Here is a 22,173-nt window from a genome sequence, read left to right on the forward strand (position 1 = left end):
GTCCCCCCCGGGGGGGGGCGGGGGGGGGCGGGCCGGGCGGCGGGGGGGGGGGGCCCCGGGGGGGGGGGGGGCCCCCCCCCCCCCCCCCCCCCCGGGGGGGGGGCCCCCCCGGGGGGGGGGGCCCCCCCCGGGGGGGGGGGGGCGGGGGGGGCCCCCCCCCCCCGCTCCTCCCGTGTGCGCCGGGCGTGCTCGGGCGGGGCGAAGGCCCCCGGACCCGGAGTGCGGCGCCCGTCGCCCTCTGCGACGATCACCGCATGGTCACCGGTCCCAGGGCGCTCCTCGCACAGTGGACGACCGTCACGCCCGTGATCGCGGTCGTACTGCTGGCCCTCACCTGGGGCCGCTCGCTGCCCGGCGCGGTGGTCGCGCTGCTCACGATCGTCCTGGCGGCCTCCGTCCTGGCCGCCGTGCACCATGCCGAGGTGGTCGCCCACCGGGTGGGCGAGCCCTTCGGCTCCCTGGTCCTGGCCATCGCGGTCACGGTCATCGAGGTCGCGCTCATCGTGACCCTGATGGTGGACGGCGGCGACAAGAGCGCGACCCTGGCCCGGGACACGGTCTTCGCGGCCGTCATGATCACCTGCAACGGCGTGGTCGGACTCAGCCTCCTGGTCGCCTCCCTGCGGCACGGGACCGCGGTGTTCAACCCGGAGGGCACCGGTGCCGCCCTGGCGACGGTGGCGACCCTGGCCACCCTCAGCCTGGTGCTGCCGACCTTCACCACCAGCGCGCCCGGCCCGGAGTTCTCCACCGTGCAGCTGACCTTCGCCGCACTGTCCTCGCTCGTCCTCTACGGCCTGTTCATCGCGACCCTGACCGTGCGGCACCGCGACTACTTCCTGCCGATCACCCGGCAGGGCGAAGTGATCACCTTCGAGGAGCACGCCCACGCACCGTCCTCCCGCACGGCCCTGATCAGCCTGGGGATGCTGGGCCTGGCGCTGGTCGGGGTCGTCGGCCTCGCGAAGGGCGTGTCGCCGACCATCGAGGACGGGGTGGCGGCCGCCGGACTCCACCACGCCGTCGTCGGCGTCATCATCGCGCTGCTGGTCCTGCTCCCCGAGACCATTGCCGCGGTGCGTTCCGCGCGCCGCGACCGGGTCCAGACCAGCCTGAACCTGGCGCTCGGGTCCGCCATGGCCAGCATCGGACTGACCATCCCCGCGGTGGCCCTGGCCTCCGTGTGGCTCACCGGACCGCTGGTCCTCGGCCTCAGCTCCATCCACATGGTGCTGCTCGCCCTGACCGTGGTGGTGGCCTCCCTGACGGTCGTGCCGGGCCGGGCCACGCCCCTGCAGGGAGGCGTCCACCTGGTGCTGTTCGCGGCGTACCTGGAACTGGCCGTCAACCCGTAGGCCGAACGGGGCACCGGCGCACCGTGATAGACCGGGGGCCGAGCAGCGGTCGCGCAGGGACCGCCGCACCCCCACGGACCGGAGGAACCGTGCCCCGCAGCCTGGCCAACGCCCCGATCATGATCCTCAACGGCCCCAACCTGAACCTGCTGGGCCAGCGCCAGCCGGAGATCTACGGCTCCGACACCCTCGCCGACGTCGAGGCACTGTGCGTGAAGGCGGCGGCCGCGCACGGCGGCACGGTGGACTTCCGGCAGTCCAACCACGAGGGCGAACTGGTCGACTGGATCCACGAGGCCCGGTTGAACCACTGCGGGATCGTGATCAACCCCGCCGCGTACTCGCACACGTCCGTCGCCATCCTGGATGCGCTCAACACCTGCGACGGGCTGCCGGTGGTGGAGGTCCACATCTCCAACATCCACCAGCGTGAGCCGTTCCGGCACCACTCCTACGTCTCGCAGCGCGCCGACGGTGTCGTCGCGGGGTGCGGTGTGCAGGGGTACGTCTTCGGTGTGGAGCGGATCGCGGCCCTGGCCGGGGCGGGCTCGGCCAGGGCCTGAGGCGCCGGGGCCGCCGGCCGAGGGCGGGGATCGGGGCCGGCGGCCCGTGCCGCCCAGGAGCCGTCGTTCCTGTGCGGGGCTGCCACCAGTCGACCGCGCCGCACCGCTGCCCGGGGAGCGGGTGCGTCCCGCGGGTGTGTGCGAACGCTTCACACGGGGCGCGTACGTCGGGCGGGAGGGCGCGGGCGCGCACCTGACCCGCCCGCCGGTCACCAGCCCCGCGCCCGCCACTCCGGCAGGTGCGGCCGCTCCGCGCCGAGCGTCGTGTCGTTGCCGTGTCCGGGATAGACCCACGCCTCGTCCGGGAGCGGGTCGAAGACCTTGGTCTCCACGTCGTGAATGAGGCTGGCGAAGGCCTCCGGGTCCTTGAAGGTGTTCCCCACGCCGCCCGGGAACAGGCAGTCCCCGGTGAACACGTGGGGATGCCCGTGCGGGTCGTCGTAGACCAGGACGATGGAGCCCGGTGTGTGGCCGACGAGGTGGCGTGCGGTGAGCTCCACCTGCCCCACCCGGATCGTGTCGCCGTCGTCGACCAGGACGTCGGTCGGCACCGGGATGCCCTCGGCGTCGTGCCGGCCCGCGTGGGTGCGGGCGCCGGTGGCCGCGACGACCTGGGCGAGTGCCTGCCAGTGGTCGCCGTGGCGGTGGGTGGTGACGACCGACCCGATGCCGTCGTCACCGATCGTGCCGAGCAGGGTGTGCGCGTCGTTGGCGGCGTCGATCAGCAGTTGCTCGTCGGTGGCCCGGCAGCGCAGCAGATAGGCGTTGTTGTTCATCGGGCCGACCGCGACCTTGGTGATCATCAGGTCCTTGAGCTCGTGCACGTCGGCGGGTCCGCCGACCGTCACCTCTCCGCTGTACGTCATGACGGCCAGCCTAGCGCCGGGAGGCGGCCCGCAGGCTGCCTCCCGCCCGACCACCGGGACCTACAGCGGAGGCAGCGCCGGCAGGGTGCCGCCCTCCACCGTGAGCGCGGAGCCCGCACGGCGGCCGGCGAGCCAGCCGAGCAGATCGGCCGGGGGGCCGGTGACGGTCACCTCGGCGGCGTCCGCCTCCCGTCCCGTGGTCCACGCGCGCGTGCCGTCGGTGAGCCGGGTCGGCGGCACCTCGGGGTGACCGGTGAACCGGGCGGCGAGGAAGTCGGTCTCCCGCTCGGTGAACTCCGCCGGAAGGTCCTCCAGCTCGTAGCCGATGCCCAGGTCCACGTGGTGCAGCTCCACCTCGGCCCACCGCCGGAACGGCACCCGGGAGGCCGAGTCCGTGACCCCGTTGCGCAGCTCCACCGTGCGCGACCAGTCCGCGGGGGCGGCACCGGCGTCCTGGAACCGGGCGGCGCTCTCGCGCACGTCCGCGAGCTGGGCGCCGAGGAGGCGCGGGGCGTCCCGCTCGATGTCGGCGTCCCGGGCCTCGCCGGAGACGTACATGGGGCGTCCTTCGAGGACGTTCACGAGGGCGTCGGCGTTGCGGGCGAGGTGGGCGAGGACGTGACCGCGGCTCCAGCCGGGCAGCCGTGACGACTCCGTCACGGACGCGTTGTCCAGTTTCCCGACCGCGGTCAGCAGCCGCTCGGTAGCGTCACGTACAGACGCCAGGTCATGAGCGTGATCAATCATGCTGCTGACCCTAGACCGCACCACACCTTCGGGTGAAGGTTGTGGCCGACCCCCGTAAATCGAATGCACGTGCTATAAGCTCGACTGCGGCGTCGGGCATGCTGGGAAGTCGGGGTTTGTTGACAACCGGTGAATCCGACCGGCGTTGTCAGTGGCTCCCCCTAGTCTGAGAAAGACGGGGGCCCCGCCCCTGTCACTTCTCTCAAGAAAGGTGCGGACCGGCGTGGCCGACCGTCTCATCGTCCGTGGCGCGCGCGAGCACAACCTGAAGAACGTCTCGCTCGACCTGCCTCGTGACTCGCTCATCGTCTTCACGGGCCTGTCCGGGTCGGGCAAGTCCTCCCTGGCCTTCGACACCATCTTCGCCGAGGGCCAGCGGCGCTACGTGGAGTCGCTCTCCTCCTACGCCCGGCAGTTCCTCGGCCAGATGGACAAGCCGGACGTCGACTTCATCGAGGGCCTCTCCCCGGCGGTCTCCATCGACCAGAAGTCGACCTCGCGCAACCCGCGCTCCACGGTCGGCACCATCACCGAGGTCTACGACTACCTGCGCCTGCTCTTCGCCCGCATCGGCAAGCCGCACTGCCCCGAGTGCCACCGGCCCATCTCGCGCCAGTCGCCGCAGGCCATCGTCGACAAGGTCCTGGAGCTGCCGGAGGGCAGCCGCTTCCAGGTGCTGTCGCCGCTGGTGCGCGAGCGCAAGGGCGAGTTCGTCGACCTCTTCGCCGACCTCCAGACCAAGGGCTACTCCCGCGCGCGGGTGGACGGCGAGACCGTCCAGCTGTCCAATCCGCCCACGCTGAAGAAGCAGGAGAAGCACACCATCGAGGTGGTCGTCGACCGCCTCACGGTGAAGGACTCCGCCAAGCGGCGCCTGACCGACTCCGTGGAGACCGCGCTCGGCCTGTCCGGCGGCATGGTCGTGCTCGACTTCGTCGACCTCCCCGAGGACGACCCCGAGCGCGAGCGCATGTACTCGGAGCACCTGTACTGCCCCTACGACGACCTGTCCTTCGAGGAGCTGGAGCCCCGCTCCTTCTCCTTCAACTCGCCCTTCGGCGCCTGCCCCGACTGCTCCGGCATCGGCACCCGCATGGAGGTCGACCCGGAGCTGATCGTCCCCGACGAGGACAAGTCCCTCGACGAGGGCGCCATCCACCCCTGGTCGCACGGGCACACCAAGGACTACTTCGGCCGCCTGATCGGCGCCCTCGCGGACGCGCTCGGCTTCCGTACGGACATCCCCTTCGCGGGCCTGCCGCTGCGCGCCCGCAAGGCCCTGCTGTACGGCCACAAGACCCAGGTCGAGGTCCGCTACCGCAACCGGTACGGCCGCGAGCGCCGGTACACCACGGCCTTCGAGGGCGCGATCCCCTTCGTCAAGCGCCGGCACAGCGAGGCGGAGAGCGACGCCAGCCGCGAGCGCTTCGAGGGCTACATGCGCGAGGTGCCCTGCCCCACCTGTGAGGGCACCCGCCTCAAGCCCCTCGTCCTCGCGGTCACCGTCATGGGCAAGTCGATCGCCGAGGTCTCGGCGATGTCCATCAGCGACTGCGCGGACTTCCTGGGCGAGCTGACCCTGAACGCCCGGGACAAGAAGATCGCCGAGCGCGTGCTGAAGGAGGTCAACGAGCGGCTGCGCTTCCTGGTCGACGTAGGCCTGGACTACCTCTCGCTGAACCGCGCGGCGGGCACCCTCTCCGGCGGCGAGGCCCAGCGCATCCGGCTGGCCACCCAGATCGGTTCCGGACTCGTCGGCGTGCTGTACGTCCTCGACGAGCCGTCCATCGGCCTGCACCAGCGCGACAACCACCGGCTGATCGAGACCCTCGTCCGGCTCCGGGACATGGGCAACACCCTGATCGTCGTCGAGCACGACGAGGACACCATCAAGGTCGCCGACTGGATCGTCGACATCGGCCCCGGCGCGGGCGAGCACGGCGGCAAGGTGGTGCACAGCGGATCCGTCAAGGAGCTGCTCGACAACGCCGAGTCGCAGACCGGCCTGTACCTGTCCGGGCGCAAGGCCATCCCGCTGCCCGACATCAGGCGCCCGCAGGACCCCTCCCGGCAGCTCACCGTGCACGGCGCCCGGGAGAACAACCTCCAGGACATCGACGTGTCCTTCCCGCTGGGCGTCTTCACGGCCGTCACGGGCGTCTCCGGCTCGGGCAAGTCGACCCTGGTCAACGACATCCTGTACACCCACCTGGCCCGCGAGCTGAACGGCGCGCGCAATGTCCCGGGCAGGCACACGCGCGTGGACGGCGACGACCTCGTCGACAAGGTCGTCCACGTCGACCAGTCGCCCATCGGCCGCACCCCGCGATCGAACCCGGCGACGTACACCGGCGTCTTCGACCACGTCCGCAAGCTGTTCGCCGAGACGACGGAGGCGAAGGTCCGGGGCTACCTGCCCGGCCGGTTCTCCTTCAACGTCAAGGGCGGCCGCTGCGAGAACTGCGCGGGCGACGGCACCATCAAGATTGAGATGAACTTCCTCCCGGACGTCTACGTCCCGTGCGAGGTCTGCCACGGTGCCCGGTACAACCGGGAGACCCTGGAGGTCCACTACAAGGGCAAGTCCATCGCCGACGTGCTGAACATGCCGATCGAGGAGGCGACCGACTTCTTCGAGGCGGTCCCCGCCATCTCCCGGCACATGAAGACCCTCAAGGACGTCGGCCTCGGCTACGTCCGGCTCGGCCAGTCCGCGACCACCCTGTCCGGCGGCGAGGCGCAGCGCGTCAAGCTCGCCAGCGAGCTGCAGCGCCGCTCCACCGGGCGCACGGTCTACGTGCTGGACGAGCCGACCACCGGTCTGCACTTCGAGGACATCAGCAAGCTGCTGACCGTCCTCGGCGGCCTGGTCGACAAGGGCAACACGGTCATCGTCATCGAGCACAACCTCGACGTGATCAAGACCGCCGACTGGGTCGTCGACATGGGCCCCGAGGGCGGCGCCGGTGGCGGCCTGGTGGTCGCCGAGGGCACCCCCGAGCAGGTCGCGGGCGTCCCCGCCAGCCACACCGGCAAGTTCCTGCGGGACGTCCTGGGCGCCGACCGGGTCAGCGACGCCGCCCCCGTGACCAGGCCGCGCAAGGCCGCGAAGACGGTGGCGACCAAGGCCACCGCCAAGAAGACCGCCACGAAGACGGTCACGAGCACGGCGGCCAAGAAGGCGACGGCCACCAAGACGGCCAAGACAGCGGCCAAGACAGTGGCCAAGAAGGCCGCCAAGCCCGCCGCGAAGAAGACCACGCGGACGAGCAAGGCCTGAGTCCGACGGCGCAGGGCCCCACGGGATCGTCCCGTGGGGCCCTGCGCCGTCCGCGCGGCCGGACACTCAGGCGCCGGCGGGCTCCACGAACTGCATGTCGAGCTGGATCTTCACGACCTCTCCGAGCAGCCCCGGCGCGAAGTCCAGGCCGTACTCGCCGCGCCGGATCTCACCCGTGGCCTCGAACCCGGCGTGCCGGCCGGCGCCCTCCATCGGGACGTCCACCAGCCCGCCGAACTCCACGGCCAGCGTCACCGGACGCGTCACGTCGCCGATCGTCAGCTCGCCCTCCATGGTCCAGTCCTCGCCCGCCCCCGACACCCGGGTCGAGCGGAAGGCCATCGTCGGCCGCTTCGCCACGTCGAGCAGGTCGGAGGCGCGTACGTGCGCGTCGCGATCGGCGTTCCCGGTGTCGATGGAGGCCAGGTCGACCGTCGCGGACACCCGGATCTCCTCGGCGGTCCGACCGACGTGCAGCTCGGTGTCGAACCCCGTGAAACGGCCCCGGACCTTGGCGATGCCGAGGTGGCGGATGGTGAAGTTCACGGAGGAGTGGAACGGGTCGAGCACCCACGCACCGGGCGCGATGGGCAGGGCGGCGGAAGGGGTACGGATGTCGTTCGTCATGCCGTCCACCCTGCGGGCGGAGCGCCCGCGGTGGGAGACCGGCCCGAGCGTGGTAGTGGCAGGGCCACCCTTTCGTCCGCGCGCGTTGGTACGTTCGAAGACGTGAGTGACAACGAGCTGGGCACGTTCCTGCGCCGGATGCGGGAGTCCGTCACCCCGGCAGAGGTGGGACTCCCCGCCGGCACCCGCCGCCGTACCCCGGGTCTGCGCCGCGCCGAACTGGCCACGCTCGCCGGCGTCAGCGTCGAGTACCTCACCCGGCTGGAACAGGGGCGCGACCGCAACCCGTCCGTCCAGGTGCTCGGCGCCCTCGCCGACGCGCTGAAGCTGTCCCTGCGGGAGCGGATGCTGCTGCGCCGCCTGACCAAGGAGGTCGAGGGCGGCGATCCGCTGCTGTGCGCCGAGGCCCCGTCGCGGACCAGCGGCGTGCGCCCCACGGTGCGGGCCGTGCTGGACCGGATGGAGCCCGCTCCCGCCCTGGTGCTCGACTGGGTCGGTGACGTCCTCGCCCACACCGACGGTTACGCCCGGCTGGCGGGACCGATCGGACTGCTGGACACCGAGCGGCCCAACCTGCTGCGGTATCTGTTCACCGACGCGCGTGCGCGCGACGCGTACCCCGACTGGGACCGGGTGGCCGACGACCTGGTCGCCCAGCTCCGGCAGGAGGCTCCGCTGCGGGACCCGTACGTGAGCGACCTGGCCGAGGAGCTGACGCTGACGGCGGGGGCGGCCTTCAGCGACCGGTTCTCCGACCTCGGCGCGGCGGCCCGGCGGGCCGGAGCCCAGCTCATGGAACACCCCGAGGCCGGACCGTTGCGGCTGCTGCACGAGACGCTCTCGCTGCCCGAGGACGGCCGGCGGATCGTCGTGCTCCTGCCTGCGGACGACGCCACGGCAGCCGCCCTCGACCGGCTGAACGGCCGCCGCCCCGGCGCCCTGCGGGCCGTCCGCCCGGCGGTCTGACAGCGGCCGGTTTCCGTCAGACGGCGACCTCGTGGGCGTACGGCGGTTCCGCGCCCGCACGCGAACAGGTGACCGCGGCGGCGCGGGCGGCGAAGCCCAGCAGCCCGGCCCAGCCGTCCGGACCCAGGGCGGCCAGGTCCGCGTCGCCGAGAGCGTCCCGCGCCGCGAGGCCGTGCAGGAGCGCCGCGTTCACCGTGTCGCCCGCGCCGATCGTGTCCACCACCTCGACGCGCTCACCCGGCACGGTGTACTCGCCCCCGTCCCGGGTGAAGGCCGTCAGACCGGCGCCGCCCCGGGTCACCACCACCGCGGCCGGTCCCGCCGCGAGCCACTCCCGGGGCGTGCCGCCGAGCCACTCGGCGTCCTCGGCGGACAGTTTCAGCAGGGACACCGACGGCAGCCAGCTCTTGAACCGCGCCCGGTAGGCGTCCGGGTCCGGGATCAGCCCGGCCCGGATGTTCGGGTCCAGCGCGGTGAACACACCCCGCGCGGCCGTCTCGCGCAACAGTTCCTCGTACGCGCTCGCGCCCGGCTCCAGCACCAGCGAACAGGTCCCGAAGGAGACGGCCCGGGTGCCGGACGGCAGCGCGGCGGGCAGCGCGAACATCCGGTCGGCCGTTCCGTCCACGTAGAAGGAGTACGCGGCCGAGCCGTCCGCGTCGAGCGACGCCACGGCGAGGGTCGTCGGCTCGGCCCCGCGCTGCACCGGGGAGGCGTCGACACCGGTCTCCCGTAGCCGGTCGAGCAGCGCCTCGCCGAAGCCGTCGTACGACACCCGGGAGCAGAACGCGGCGGGGGAGCCGAGGCGGCCCAGCGCGACGGCCGTGTTGTACGGACCGCCGCCGAGCGCGGGCCGCAGCGCGGCGAGGGCGCCCGTGCCCTGCGGTACCAGGTCGATCAGTGCCTCACCGGCGACGACGATCACGGGAGGGTCCTTTCGTGGGCCTTGGCGTGGGCTTCCCCGGACGGTCCGCAGACGTGCCCGGACTTCTCCGAGAGCGGTCCGGGCCGCTCGGCGCAGCCGCACGAGCCGCGGTGGACGAACGTGCAGGGCAGTCGCAGGGTCCGCGCGGGCCGGTCCGGCGCGGCGAGGCGGTCGAGGAGCAGGCGGACGGCCTGCGCCCCGATGTCCCTGCTGGGCTGGGCGACGGCGGTGAGCCGGGGGGAGAAGAGGTCCGCCCAGGCGAAGTCGTCGAAGCAGCACAGGGCGAGGTCACCGGGTACCGACAGGCCCCGGCCCCGCAGGGCGCGCAGGGCGCCGATGGTCATCGCGTTGTTGGCGGTGACCAGCGCGGTGGGCGGCACCGCCAGGGACAGCAGGTCCGCCGTGGCCCGTTCGCCGCCCGCGGCCTCGGAGTCGCCGTGGACCAGCAGCCGCTCGTCGAAGGGCAGCCCGGCGGCGGCGAGGCCATGCCGGTACCCGGTGATCCGCTCGCGGGTCGTGCTGAGCCCCGGCCGGCCCGCGACCAGCCCGATCCGGCGGTGGCCCAGCCCGGCGAGATGGTCCATCAGGCCGGTCGTCGGCTCGGCGCCCTCGGCGCCGACCTGGTCGAAGCGCGGGGCGTCCTCGCCCTCCGGCACGTCCACGATCCGGTCGAGGAACACGGCCGGCACCCGGTGGCGGGTGAGGTAGGCGACGAGTTCCCGGGGCTCGGCGGACGGCGCGACGATCATGCCGTCCACGCGTCGCTCGTGCAGCAGCTGGACGACTGTGCGTTCGTGCGCGGGGTCGTCGTGCGGATCGGCGATGAGCAGGCTGTAACCGTGTTCCAGGGCACTGGCCTCGACGCCCTGGAGGATCTCCGTGAAGTACGGGTTGCTGATGGCCGACACCGCGAGCCCGATGGAGCGGGTACGGGAGGTCACCAGGGAGCGGGCGAGGGTGTTCGGGGTGTAGCCCAGTTCCTCGACGGCGTCCAGCACCGCCCGGCGGGTGTGCGGCAGCACCGGACGGGTGTCGTTGAGCACGTGCGAGACGGTCGCCACCGAGACCCCGGCACTCCGCGCCACATCGGCCATGGTCGCCACCGGCGTACCCCCTTCGCTTGCGGTCGCGCTGTGGCCGGACCGTACCCCATGCCGCCGGGTCGCGTAAACGCTTGCGCAAGCGTTTACGCGGCCTTCGGCGAAGGCCTCGGCGAAGGTCTGGGCGGAGACCTTCGGCCCGGGGGCGAAGGCCTCGCCGGATACCCCCGCCCCGGGCCACCCGGCCCTCGGAGCTGCCCGGGCCGCCGGATATCGTCGCCCTGCACCCGCACACCCCCGGCCCTGCCCGCCCCGACCAGTGGAGATCCCATGCCCGGCCGTCCCGCCCCGAGCCGCCGTACCGTCCTGCGTTCGGCGGCCGCCGCGCCCGTCGCCGGGCTCGGCCTGGCCGCCTGCTCCCCGGGCGACGACGGTGCCGCGCCGGCCAGGCCGACCGCGCCCGTGGACCTCGGCGCGGACACAGACGTCGCCAAGGGCGCGACGAAGCTCTTCCCGGACGGGAACGTGGTGGTCAGCCGGGCCGCGGACGGCTCCCTGAAGGCGTTCAGCACGGTGTGCACGCACGCGGGGTGCCCGATCAAGAAGCTGGCGGGGACCAAGCTCGTCTGCGACTGCCACGGCAGCGAGTTCGACGCCCGTACCGGCGAGGTGCTGCACGCCCCGGCGACCGTGCCGCTCGTCGAACTGCCCGTCGAGGTGAAGCAGGGCAGGATCGTCGCGAGCCCGGGGACCTGACCGGCCGGCGGGCCGCTACTCCCAGTCCCAGCCGATCCCCAGCATCCCCGACCTGACCCGCGGCTCCACGAGGTGCACCGAGTGGTGCTGCCCGCTGAGCACCAGCTCCTGCCGGCCGCCGCGCGGGGCCGCCGGAGAGTGCTGCGTGAAGCGGTGGCAGCGCACCGGAAGTGCCGCGGCGTCGAACCGCACCTGGAGCGCGTACTGCCCGCCCGCCGTATCGAACCCGCGGACGTACTCGCGCGACACACCGGCCGTGGCGTCCTCGACGCCGTAGCGGAAGAGATGGGTGTCGCCCGCCCCCAGCCGCGTGTCGAAGAGCAGCTCGGTGACGAGCACACCGGTCTCCTGGTGGGTGCGGACACGGCCGGTGCGGCAGTTCTCCAGCGCGTGGACGGTCATCCGCGCGGGAACGCATCCCGGATCGCCGTAGTGGACCGCGACGAAGCGGTCCACGCCGTCGCGGTGGGCGCGGACGATGAGGTGCGACTCGCGTCCCGCCAGCTCACGGCGGGGGCCGATCCGGATCCGTTCGTGGTGCCCCAGGGTGTGCACCCCGCCGTCCGGCGACGGGTGTTCCAGTTCGGTCAGCAGCTGGTCCAGGACGCCCGACGCCGCCAGGTGGGCACGGTAGGAGCGGCCCGCGGGCCGTCGCTCCGCGGGCTCCGCGTCGGCCTCGGCGAGCAGGCGTATCAGCGACTCCTCGGGCAGCTGGAGTATCTCTTCCAGGGCCCGCACCGCCCGCAGGGACTCCGGACGCTGCGGACGGCGGGCACCCTGCTGCCAGTAGCTCAGACTCGTGACGCCCACCTTCACCCCGTGGCGCGACAGATGGTGCTGCACGCGCTGCAGCGGCAGTCCGCGGGCGGCGATCGCCGCCCGCAACGCGACGTGGAAGGGACCACCGCGCAGGGCCGAGTCGAGTTGCGCGGTGGCGACGTCCGCGTGCTGTGTGGCGTGCGGCATGCAGGGGCCCTTCTGTGAAGTTCACGGCGGCTGGTCAGGCCGTCGACACGGATCGCCCGGGGCCGCCCGCCCCCCGTCGCGGCGCAGAGGTCTTCACATCCGTACGCCGCGCTTCAGGGCCCCGAGTCCCCCCGCATTGAAGCGTGTTGACCTAGTCCCGACAACACCTGGCGCCCGACCGCCACCCGCTCCTGGCCGAGAACGCACGGGCCCGCGGTCCAAGGGGCCACTCACCGTGACCGACCGGCCCCGCACCGTCTTCCCCGGCCTCTCCCGCCGGCTGTCCACAGGGGCCCGGCCCGTCGTCCACGAGGGCCCGGCCCGTCGTCCACAGGCCCGCCGGAGTGTCGGCCCGCGCCAGTAGGGTGTGAGTCATGGCCGACCCCTCCAGCTACCGCCCCAGGCCGGGAGAGATCCCGGACTCCCCGGGGGTGTACAGGTTCCGTGACGAGCACCGCCGGGTGATCTACGTCGGAAAGGCGAAGAGCCTGCGCCAGCGCCTGGCGAACTACTTCCAGGACCTGGCGCACCTGCACCCGCGCACCCGCACCATGGTCACCACGGCCGCGTCCGTGGAATGGACGGTGGTGTCCACCGAGGTCGAGGCGCTCCAGCTGGAGTACTCCTGGATCAAGGAGTACGACCCCCGGTTCAACGTCAAGTACCGCGACGACAAGAGCTACCCGTACCTCGCGGTGACGATGAACGAGGAGTTCCCGCGCGTCCAGGTGATGCGCGGCCAGAAGAAGAAGGGCGTGCGCTACTTCGGGCCGTACGGGCACGCCTGGGCGATCCGCGACACGGTCGACCTCCTGCTGCGCGTCTTCCCGGTGCGCACCTGCTCCGCGGGCGTCTTCAAGAACGCCGCCCGCACCGGCCGCCCCTGTCTGCTCGGCTACATCGGCAAGTGCTCGGCGCCCTGCGTCGGCCGCATCACCCCCGACGACCACCGGGACCTGGCCGACGAGTTCTGCGACTTCATGGCCGGTCGCACCGGCACCTACCTGCGCCGCCTGGAGCGGCAGATGGCCGAGGCGGCCGAGGAGATGGAGTACGAGCGGGCGGCGCGCCTGCGGGACGACATCGGAGCCCTCAAGAAGGCCATGGAGAAGAGCGCGGTCGTCCTCGCCGACGCCACCGACGCCGACCTGATCGCGGTCGCCGAGGACGAGCTGGAAGCGGCCGTCCAGATCTTCCACGTGCGCGGCGGACGCGTGCGCGGTCAGCGCGGCTGGGTCACCGACAAGGTGGAGGAGATCACCACCGGCGCCCTCGTCGAGCACGCCCTCCAGCAGCTGTACGGCGAGGAGAGCGGGGACGCCGTCCCCAAGGAGGTCCTGGTCCCCGCCCTGCCCGACCCGGTCGAGCCCGTCCAGCAGTGGCTGACCGAGCGCCGCGGGTCTGGGGTGTCGCTGCGCATCCCGCAGCGCGGCGACAAGAAGGCGCTGATGGAGACCGTCCAGCGCAATGCCCAGCAGGCCCTCGTCCTGCACAAGACCAAGCGCGCCTCCGACCTGACGACGCGCTCGCGCGCGCTGGAGGAGATCGCCGAGGCCCTCGACCTGGACAGCGCACCGCTCAGGATCGAGTGCTACGACATCTCGCACCTCCAGGGGGACGACGTCGTGGCCTCCATGGTCGTCTTCGAGGACGGACTGGCCCGGAAGAGCGAATACCGGCGGTTCCAGATCAAGGGCTTCGAGGGACAGGACGACGTCCGTTCCATGCACGAGGTCATCACCCGCCGCTTCCGCCGCTATCTCGCCGAGAAGGAGAAGACCGGCGAGTGGGCGGACGGCGAGGGACTGTCCGGCGACGCCCGGCACCCGAACGGCGACGCCGCCCCGGACGACGGCGCGGCACGCGCGGACGGGCGGGGGCTCACGGACGGGCAGCAGCTCACGGACGGCCCCGCGCTCAAGGACGACGACGGCCGGCCCAAGCGCTTCGCCTACCCGCCGCAGCTCATCGTCGTCGACGGAGGCCAGCCGCAGGTCGCGGCCGCCCAGCGGGCGCTGGACGAGCTGGGCATCGACGACATCGCCGTGTGCGGTCTCGCCAAGCGCCTGGAGGAGGTCTGGCTGCCCCGCGAGGACGACCCGGTCGTCCTGCCCCGTACCAGCGAGGGCCTCTACCTGCTGCAGCGGGTCCGCGACGAGGCCCACCGCTTCGCGATCACCTACCAGCGCGCCAAGCGCGCCAAGCGCTTCCGCTCCAGTCCGCTGGACGACGTGCCCGGCCTGGGGGAGACCCGGAAACAGGCGCTGATCAAACACTTCGGTTCGGTGAAGAAGCTGCGGTCGGCGACCATCGACCAGATCTGCGAGGTGCCTGGCATAGGCCGCAAGACGGCCGAGACCGTCGCCGTGGCCCTCGCCGGGGCCACCCCGGCCGCGCCCGCCGTGAACACGGCGACCGGAGAGATCATGGATGACGACGACGGGGCACCCGAGACGACGGCGGATGCCCCGGGGGAGCCCGTGTCCGCGGGCACCCCGGACGAACGACGGGGGCAGGAGAGATGACCGAGCACGAAGCACGGCCCGCAGCGGAACGAGAACAGGCACGGCCCGCAGCCGGGCGAGAACAGGCGCAGCCCGCGACGGGACGGGAAAAGGCCCAGGGCACAGCCGAACGGGAACAGACCCGCGACGACGGAGCACAGGTGAGTACGGGCAAGGAAACGGCCGGGGCGCACGAGGCGGCCATCCCCGAGCTGGTGATCATCTCCGGCATGTCCGGGGCCGGCCGCTCGACGGCCGCCAAGTGTCTGGAGGACCTGGGCTGGTTCGTCGTCGACAACCTGCCGCCCGCACTGATCCCCACCATGGTCGAGCTCGGCGCCCGCTCCCAGGGCAACGTGGCCCGCATCGCGGTGGTCGTCGACGTCCGCGGCCGGCGCTTCTTCGACAATCTGCGCGAGTCCCTCGCGGACCTCGACGCCCGCGGCGTCACCCGCCGGATCGTCTTCCTCGAGTCCTCCGACGACGCCCTGGTGCGCCGCTTCGAGTCGGTGCGCCGCCCGCACCCCCTCCAGGGCGACGGCCGCATCGTCGACGGCATCGCCGCCGAGCGCGCGCTCCTGCGCGAGCTGCGCGGCGACGCCGACCTGGTGATCGACACCTCCAGCCTCAACGTGCACGAGCTGCGCGCCAAGATGGACGCCCAGTTCGCCGGCGAGGAGGAGCCCGAGCTGCGGGCCACGGTGATGTCCTTCGGCTTCAAGTACGGCCTCCCGGTCGACGCCGACCTCGTCGTCGACATGCGCTTCCTGCCCAACCCGCACTGGGTCCCGGAGCTGCGCCCCTTCACCGGCCTCAACGAGGAGGTGTCGAGCTACGTCCTCAACCAGCCCGGGGCCAAGGAGTTCCTCGACCGCTATGCCGAGCTGCTCCAGCTGATCGCCGCGGGCTACCGTCGGGAGGGCAAGCGCTATGTGACCGTCGCCGTCGGCTGCACGGGCGGCAAGCACCGGTCCGTGGCCATGTCGGAGAAGCTCGCCGCCCGGCTCGCCGCCGAGGGCGTGGAGACGGTGGTCGTCCACCGGGACATGGGACGGGAATGACAGGGGAATGACAGGACGTACTCCGCGGCTGAGCAGGCTGCGCCGGGTGGTGCCCGAGGGGCGCGGCGGCAGACCCGCCGACGCCCGCGCCGCCCGGCCCGAACAGGCGCGCGGCGGCAAGCCGCGCCGCCGGGGCGCGCAGCCCAAGGTCGTCGCCCTCGGCGGCGGCATGGGTCTGTCCGCCTCGCTCGCCGCGCTGCGCCGGATCACCGGCGACCTCACCGCCGTCGTCACCGTCGCCGACGACGGCGGCTCCAGCGGGCGCCTGCGCGACGAGCTGGGCGTCCTGCCGCCCGGTGACCTGCGCAAGGCGCTGGCAGCGCTGTGCGGCGACGACGACTGGGGCCAGACCTGGGCCCGCGTCATCCAGCACCGCTTCCAGTCCCAGGGCGACCTGCACGAACACGCGGTCGGCAATCTGCTGATCGTCGCCCTGTGGGAGCAGCTCGGCGACCACGTCCAGGCGCTGGACCTGGTGGGCAAGCTGCTCGGCGCGCACGGGCGGGTACTGCCCATGTCCGCCGTCCCGCTGGAGCTCCAGGCCCTGGTCAGGGGCCACGCCCCGGAGCGGCCCGACGAGGTGGACACCGTACGGGGGCAGGCGACCGTGGCGCTCACGCCCGGCGAGGTGCAGTCCGTGCACCTGGTGCCCAGCGACCCGCCCGCCGTCCCCGAGGCGGTCGACGCCGTCCTGGACGCCGACTGGGTGGTGCTGGGCCCCGGCTCCTGGTTCTCCTCGGTCATCCCGCACCTGCTCGTGCCGGATCTGCTGGACGCGCTGGTCGAGACGAAGGCGCGCCGAGTGCTCTCGCTGAACCTCGCCCCCCAGCCCGGAGAAACTGAGGGCTTCTCCCCGCAGCGTCATTTGGAGGTTTTGGGACGACACGCCCCTAAACTCGCCCTGGACGTGGTGCTGGCCGACGAGGCCGCCGTGCCCGACCGTGACTCGCTCACCGACGCCGCGAAACGGTTCGGTGCCGCGGTCGAGCTGGCTCCGGTCGCCCGGACCGACGGGACCCCGAGGCACGACCCGGAGCTGCTGGCCGCCGCGTACGACCGTATTTTTCGGATGCATGGAAGGATCGGCCCATGGCGATGACGGCAGCGGTGAAGAGCGAGATCTCCCAGCTCCCCGTCACCCGGACCTGCTGCAGAAAGGCGGAGGTCTCCGCCGTCCTGCGGTTCGCCGGCGGCCTCCACCTGGTGAGCGGACGCATCGTGATCGAGGCGGAGCTGGACACCGGGAACGCGGCCCGTCGGCTCAAGCGGGACATCCTGGAGATCTTCGGGCACAGCTCGGAGCTGATCGTGATGGCGCCGGGCGGGCTGCGCCGCGGTTCGCGTTTCGTGGTCCGGGTGGTCGCGGGCGGTGACCAGCTGGCCCGGCAGACCGGACTGGTGGACGGCCGGGGCCGCCCGATCCGCGGCCTGCCGCCGCAGGTGGTCTCGGGGGCCACCTGCGACGCCGAGGCCGCCTGGCGCGGGGCCTTCCTGGCGCACGGCTCGCTCACCGAGCCCGGCCGCTCCTCCTCCCTGGAGGTGACCTGCCCGGGACCCGAGGCGGCGCTCGCCCTGGTCGGCGCCGCCCGCCGGCTGTCGATCCCCGCCAAGGCCCGCGAGGTGCGCGGCGTGGACCGGGTCGTGGTCCGCGACGGCGACGCGATCGGCGCGCTGCTCACCCGGCTCGGCGCCCACGACTCGGTACTGGCCTGGGAGGAGCGCAGGCTGCGGCGCGAGGTCCGGGCCACCGCCAACCGGCTCGCCAACTTCGACGACGCCAACCTGCGCCGCTCCGCCCGCGCGGCCGTCGCCGCCGGTGCCCGGGTGCAGCGGGCGCTGGAGATCCTCGCCGACGACGTGCCCGAGCACCTCGCCGCGGCGGGCCGGCTGCGCATGGAGCACAAGCAGGCCTCCCTGGAGGAGCTGGGCGCCCTCGCCGACCCGCCGCTGACCAAGGACGCGGTCGCGGGCCGCATCCGCCGCCTGCTGGCCATGGCCGACAAGCGGGCCTCGGACCTGGGCATCGCCGGTACGGACGCCAACCTCGGCGAGGAGGAGATGGCCGACAACCTCGTCGGCTGACCGGACGCCCCCGTGCCTCCGGGCCACACGCGAACGAGGACAACGAGCTGGTGCCGGCGCCCACTTGGGTGACCGGTACCGGCTTTCGCGTGTCCTTGCCGCACTCTTGACTCGATCATGAGCTGTCATGAGCCTGGCATCTGTTCGCCGCTGTGGCGGACGCAGGCCTGTCGGACAGGCCTCATCTAGGGGGGTTCATGAGACGAAGAGCGAGATCGATCCTCGCTGTCGGCGCGCTCCTGATCGGCGGAGCGAGCTTCGCGCCCATCGCCCAGGCACAGCCCGCGGACCCGGGGACCCCGGACGCGATCGAAGTGAAGGTCTTCCGCGCCGACGTAACCAAGGAGCAGGTGCCCCTGCTGCTGGCGACCGGCCAGGACGGTCACGAACTCGGCGAGCAGGTACCCGACCGGGGTACGGCCGCCGTCGAGCTGTACCTCACCGAGAAGCAGGCCGGCACGCTGCAGAAGCAGGGTGTCGACCTCACCGAGCACACCCTGTCCACCCAGGCCGAGAAGCGGGTCGAGAGCGCCGCCGACGGCGTCTTCCGCCCGTACAGCGGCAGCGGCGGCCTGCGCGAGGAGATCCTGCGCACCGCCCAGGAGAACCCCGGCCTCACCAAGGTCGTCTCCATCGGCAAGACGGTCAACGGCCAGGACATCCTGGCGCTCAAGCTCACCAAGCACGCGAAGAAGTCGAAGGACGGCTCCAAACCGGCCGTCCTCTACATGTCCAACCAGCACGCGCGCGAGTGGATCACCCCGGAGATGACCCGGCGGCTGATGCACCACTACCTGGACAACTACAAGAAGGACCGGCGGATCAGGGAGATCGTCGACTCCACCGAGCTGTGGTTCGTCCTGTCGGCCAACCCCGACGGCTACGACTACACCTTCGAGAGCACCGACAACCGCCTCTGGCGCAAGAACCTGCGCGACGTCAACGGCGACGGCACCATCAGCACCGGCGACGGCGTCGACCTCAACCGCAACTTCGCCTACAAGTGGGGCTACGACGACGAGGGCTCGTCGCCCAACCCCACCAGCGAGACCTACCGCGGCGCGAGCCCCGGCTCCGAGCCCGAGACCAAGGCGCTGGACGCCTTCCAGAAGCGCATCGGCTTCACGTACGGCATCAACTACCACTCCGCCGCCGAACTCCTCCTCTACGGAGTCGGCTGGCAGGTCGCCACCAACACGCCGGACGACGTCCTCTACAAGGCGCTGGCCGGCACCCCCGACAACTCGGCGATCCCCGGCTACCACCCGCAGGTCTCCTCGGAGCTGTACACCACCAACGGCGAGGCCGACGGGCACGCGGCCAACGTCAACGGCATGGCGATGTTCACCCCGGAGATGTCGACCTGCAAGACGGCCTCCGACGTGGACCCCGACGACCAGTGGAACGCGCGCGACTGCCAGTCCGGCTTCAACTTCCCCGACGACGAGAAGCTGATCCAGCAGGAGTTCGCCAAGAACATCCCCTTCGCGCTCTCCGTCGCCGAGACCGCCGCCCACCCCGACCGGCCGTCCTCCTCGGTCGGCCTGGACGCCGCCGACTTCACCCCCGCCCCCTTCACCACCTCCTACGCGCGCGGCGCCGACCAGGAGGTCTCCGTCGTCGTCCGCAAGTCCGTGCGCGACAAGGAGCTGAAGTACCGCGTCAACGGCGGACGCACGCACGACACGGCACTGCGGCCCTGGCGGGGCGGCGAGACGTACGGCGGCGAGGACAACCTCTACTTCGACGAGTACCGGGCCAAGGTGCGGGGCGCCGACCCCGGCGACCGCGTCGAGGTCTGGTTCACCGGAGAAAAGCCGCGAGGCACCCACGACCGGCACGGCAAGCGCACCGAGAGCGCGCACTTCACGTACACGGTCGCCGAGCGGCCCCGCGCCGACGTCCTCGTCGTCGCCGAGGAGGGCGCGAAGGCCACGCAGACCCAGACCTACGTGGACGCGCTCAAGGCCAACGGCCAACGCGCCGCCGTCTGGGACGTCGCCACCCAGGGCGCCCCCGACGCGCTCGGCGTCCTCGGCCACTTCGGCACCGTCGTCCACTACACGGGCGCCGCGGTGCCCGGCAACGCCACCCAGCTCCAGCTGCGCGCCTTCCTCAACGAGGGCGGCAAGCTGATCGAGGCCGGGGAGCAGGCGGGCGGCGACGTCGACCTCGGCGGCGGCACCCTCTCCGACGACTTCAGCCAGTACTACCTCGGCGCCTACACCCGCACCGCCACCTCCGACGCCACCGGGTTCACCGGCTCCGGCAAGCTCGACAAGGCCGACGGCACCCTCGGCGACGCCCCCGGCAACCCGCTGGACGCCGCCGGCGCGTACAGCGTGACCTCCGACGAGCTGGACCCCGGCACCTACCCGCAGTTCGCGAGCGCGGGCGCCGGGAAGTTCGCCGGGACGGTCAACCCGTACGGGCCGTACGCCGGGGAGTGGATGGCCGCCGCCGTCCACACCGACGACGCCTACAAGCGCCTCACCCGCACCGTCGACCTCACCCAAGTCACCGCCTCCGAGCGCCCCGTGCTCCGCACCCAGCTGCTGTGGGACACCGAGCGCGGCTACGACCACGCCCTGGTCGAGGCGCACACCACCGGCGCCGACGACTGGACCACGCTGCCCGAGGCGAACGGCGCCACCGGCACCGCCGTACCCGCGGAGTGCGCGGCCGGGTTCTACCTGGCCGGGCACCCCTGGCTGGCGCACTACCTGACGCTGTCCGACGAGGGCTGCACCGCGACCGGCACCACCGGCCAGTGGAACAGCCTCACCGGCTCCTCCGGCGGCTGGAAGCAGGTCGAGTTCGACCTGAGCGCCTACGCCGGGAAGTCCGTGGAGCTGTCGATCGCCTACGTCACCGACCCTGGCAGCGGCGGCCGCGGCGTCCTCGCCGACGAGGCCTCCCTGGTCGTCGGCGGCACGGCGACGCAGACCGAGGGCTTCGAGACCTCGCTGGGCGCCTGGCAGGTCTCCGGACCCCCGGCGGGCAGCCCCGCCGTCCTGAAGGACTGGACCCGCACCGGGACCCTGTTCCAGACCTTCGGCGCGGTCACCACGGACGACACCGTGCTGCTCGGCTTCGGCCTGGAGCACCTCGCCGAACCGGCCGCCCGCGCGGCACTGGTCCGGCAGGCGCTGCGTGCCCTGGACGAGTGAATCCCGGTGTACGGGGGACTGACCCGGTGTAGCGAAATCGGGTGATCGGTCCCCGTCGCCCGGGGCGGTCCGTACCCCTACTGGCGGGTACGGACCGCCCTGCCGGGTATGGGGCGTCTCGATGTCACCCCCGACGCCGTAGGGAGGTAGGGTCGGAGGTGGTCGGGGACATCCCAAATACAGCTCGCCGGCACATCGGGCCGGCGTACCAACGAGGAGATCGGTTCGTGACGATCCGCGTAGGCATCAACGGCTTTGGCCGCATCGGTCGTAACTACTTCCGCGCGCTGCTGGAGCAGGGTGCGGACATCGAGATCGTGGCTGTCAACGACCTGGGTGACACCGCGACCACCGCCCACCTGCTGAAGTACGACACCATCCTCGGCCGCCTCAAGGCGGAGGTCTCGCACACCGAGGACACCATCACCGTCGACGGCAAGACCATCAAGGTCCTGTCCGAGCGCAACCCGGCCGACATCCCGTGGGGCGAGCTGGGCGTCGACATCGTGATCGAGTCGACCGGCATCTTCACGAAGAAGGCGGACGCGGAGAAGCACATCGCCGGTGGCGCGAAGAAGGTCCTCATCTCGGCTCCGGCCAAGGACGAGGACATCACCATCGTGATGGGCGTCAACCAGGACAAGTACGACCCGGCGAACCACCACGTCATCTCCAACGCCTCCTGCACCACCAACTGTGTGGCGCCGATGGCCAAGGTCCTCGACGAGAACTTCGGCATCGTCAAGGGCCTGATGACGACGGTCCACGCGTACACGAACGACCAGCGCATCCTGGACTTCCCGCACAAGGACCTGCGCCGCGCCCGTGCCGCCGCGGAGAACATCATCCCGACCACCACCGGTGCCGCCAAGGCCACCGCGCTGGTCCTGCCGCAGCTCAAGGGCAAGCTCGACGGCATCGCGATGCGCGTCCCGGTCCCGACCGGCTCGGCCACCGACCTGGTCGTGGAGCTCCAGCGCGAGGTCACCAAGGACGAGGTCAACGCCGCGTTCAAGAAGGCCGCCGACGACGGCGACCTCAAGGGCTTCCTGTTCTACACCGAGGACGCGATCGTCTCCTCGGACATCGTCGGCGACCCGGCCTCCTGCACCTTCGACTCCTCCCTGACCATGGTCCAGGAGGGCAAGTCGGTGAAGATCCTCGGCTGGTACGACAACGAGTGGGGCTACTCGAACCGCCTCGTCGACCTCACGGTCTTCGTCGGCAACCAGCTCTGATCGACTTCAGCAAGGCACCTCGATGCG

Annotated in this window: 17 protein-coding genes; 11 read left to right on the forward strand and 6 right to left on the reverse strand. The window is 72.1% G+C overall.

Annotated features, from left to right (window positions below):
• Positions 1–254 precede the first annotated feature (254 nt).
• Positions 255–1,355 carry a calcium:proton antiporter gene (locus ACH4D3_RS38870; RefSeq protein ID WP_398332504.1) on the forward strand — a complete coding sequence of 367 codons (1,101 nt, stop codon included), beginning with the start codon at positions 255–257 and terminating at the stop codon, positions 1,353–1,355.
• Positions 1,356–1,444: 89 nt separating this feature from the next.
• Positions 1,445–1,918: a type II 3-dehydroquinate dehydratase gene (aroQ, locus tag ACH4D3_RS38875; protein ID WP_003976858.1), complete on the forward strand. Its 474-nt coding sequence runs from the start codon at positions 1,445–1,447 to the stop codon at positions 1,916–1,918.
• Positions 1,919–2,127: 209 nt separating this feature from the next.
• Here aroQ and ACH4D3_RS38880 read toward each other — a convergent pair whose 3' ends face one another.
• Positions 2,128–2,784 (reverse strand): MBL fold metallo-hydrolase, encoded by a 657-nt coding sequence (locus ACH4D3_RS38880; protein WP_398332505.1) that lies wholly within the window; start codon positions 2,782–2,784, stop codon positions 2,128–2,130.
• A 60-nt stretch (positions 2,785–2,844) separates the two neighbouring features.
• Positions 2,845–3,531 carry a maleylpyruvate isomerase family mycothiol-dependent enzyme gene (locus tag ACH4D3_RS38885; protein WP_398332506.1) on the reverse strand — a complete coding sequence of 229 codons (687 nt, stop codon included), beginning with the start codon at positions 3,529–3,531 and terminating at the stop codon, positions 2,845–2,847.
• Between the two features lie 223 nt (positions 3,532–3,754).
• On the opposite strand from ACH4D3_RS38885, the gene uvrA reads away from it, so the two are divergent.
• Complete coding sequence (gene uvrA / locus ACH4D3_RS38890; protein ID WP_398332507.1) at positions 3,755–6,811, forward strand: excinuclease ABC subunit UvrA; 3,057 nt, start codon at positions 3,755–3,757, stop codon at positions 6,809–6,811.
• Positions 6,812–6,877: 66 nt separating this feature from the next.
• Here uvrA and ACH4D3_RS38895 read toward each other — a convergent pair whose 3' ends face one another.
• The gene (locus ACH4D3_RS38895; RefSeq protein WP_398332508.1) at positions 6,878–7,438 is read right to left on the reverse strand and encodes a YceI family protein; all 561 of its coding nucleotides are present in this window, start codon (positions 7,436–7,438) and stop codon (positions 6,878–6,880) included.
• Between the two features lie 102 nt (positions 7,439–7,540).
• On the opposite strand from ACH4D3_RS38895, the gene ACH4D3_RS38900 reads away from it, so the two are divergent.
• Complete coding sequence (locus ACH4D3_RS38900; RefSeq protein ID WP_398332509.1) at positions 7,541–8,404, forward strand: helix-turn-helix domain-containing protein; 864 nt, start codon at positions 7,541–7,543, stop codon at positions 8,402–8,404.
• A gap of 16 nt (positions 8,405–8,420) precedes the next feature.
• Here ACH4D3_RS38900 and ACH4D3_RS38905 read toward each other — a convergent pair whose 3' ends face one another.
• Entirely contained in the window at positions 8,421–9,329 is a 909-nt protein-coding gene (locus tag ACH4D3_RS38905; protein ID WP_398332510.1) for a carbohydrate kinase, read from the reverse strand.
• Positions 9,326–10,432: a LacI family DNA-binding transcriptional regulator gene (locus ACH4D3_RS38910; RefSeq protein ID WP_398332511.1), complete on the reverse strand. Its 1,107-nt coding sequence runs from the start codon at positions 10,430–10,432 to the stop codon at positions 9,326–9,328. The genes ACH4D3_RS38905 and ACH4D3_RS38910 overlap by 4 nt, the downstream gene beginning before the upstream one ends.
• 267 nt (positions 10,433–10,699) lie before the next feature.
• Between ACH4D3_RS38910 and ACH4D3_RS38915 the strand changes: the two genes are divergently transcribed.
• Positions 10,700–11,125: a Rieske 2Fe-2S domain-containing protein gene (locus ACH4D3_RS38915; RefSeq protein WP_398332512.1), complete on the forward strand. Its 426-nt coding sequence runs from the start codon at positions 10,700–10,702 to the stop codon at positions 11,123–11,125.
• Between the two features lie 15 nt (positions 11,126–11,140).
• On the opposite strand, the gene ACH4D3_RS38920 is transcribed toward ACH4D3_RS38915, so the two are convergent.
• Positions 11,141–12,091 carry a hypothetical protein gene (locus ACH4D3_RS38920; RefSeq protein ID WP_398332513.1) on the reverse strand — a complete coding sequence of 317 codons (951 nt, stop codon included), beginning with the start codon at positions 12,089–12,091 and terminating at the stop codon, positions 11,141–11,143.
• 374 nt (positions 12,092–12,465) lie between these two features.
• On the opposite strand from ACH4D3_RS38920, the gene uvrC reads away from it, so the two are divergent.
• The 6 genes from uvrC (at position 12,466) to gap (ending at position 22,146) form a co-directional block, all read left to right on the forward strand.
• Positions 12,466–14,616 carry an excinuclease ABC subunit UvrC gene (gene uvrC / locus ACH4D3_RS38925; RefSeq protein WP_398332514.1) on the forward strand — a complete coding sequence of 717 codons (2,151 nt, stop codon included), beginning with the start codon at positions 12,466–12,468 and terminating at the stop codon, positions 14,614–14,616.
• Complete coding sequence (gene rapZ / locus ACH4D3_RS38930) at positions 14,613–15,656, forward strand: RNase adapter RapZ (RefSeq protein ID WP_398332515.1); 1,044 nt, start codon at positions 14,613–14,615, stop codon at positions 15,654–15,656. Before uvrC ends, rapZ begins: the two co-directional genes overlap by 4 nt.
• A gap of 7 nt (positions 15,657–15,663) precedes the next feature.
• Positions 15,664–16,755 (forward strand): uridine diphosphate-N-acetylglucosamine-binding protein YvcK, encoded by a 1,092-nt coding sequence (gene yvcK, locus ACH4D3_RS38935; RefSeq protein ID WP_356861717.1) that lies wholly within the window; start codon positions 15,664–15,666, stop codon positions 16,753–16,755.
• Positions 16,746–17,738: a DNA-binding protein WhiA gene (gene whiA, locus ACH4D3_RS38940; protein WP_059300230.1), complete on the forward strand. Its 993-nt coding sequence runs from the start codon at positions 16,746–16,748 to the stop codon at positions 17,736–17,738. Before yvcK ends, whiA begins: the two co-directional genes overlap by 10 nt.
• Positions 17,739–17,935: 197 nt before the next feature.
• On the forward strand, positions 17,936–20,908 hold the full coding sequence (locus ACH4D3_RS38945) for a M14 family zinc carboxypeptidase (RefSeq protein ID WP_398332516.1): 2,973 nt from the start codon (positions 17,936–17,938) through the stop codon (positions 20,906–20,908).
• A gap of 227 nt (positions 20,909–21,135) precedes the next feature.
• Positions 21,136–22,146 (forward strand): type I glyceraldehyde-3-phosphate dehydrogenase, encoded by a 1,011-nt coding sequence (gene gap, locus ACH4D3_RS38950; protein ID WP_398332517.1) that lies wholly within the window; start codon positions 21,136–21,138, stop codon positions 22,144–22,146.
• The last annotated feature ends 27 nt before the right edge of the window (positions 22,147–22,173 follow it).

This window comes from Streptomyces sp. NPDC018026 (assembly GCF_044327745.1).
GTDB classification, from domain to species: domain Bacteria; phylum Actinomycetota; class Actinomycetes; order Streptomycetales; family Streptomycetaceae; genus Streptomyces; species Streptomyces rubrogriseus.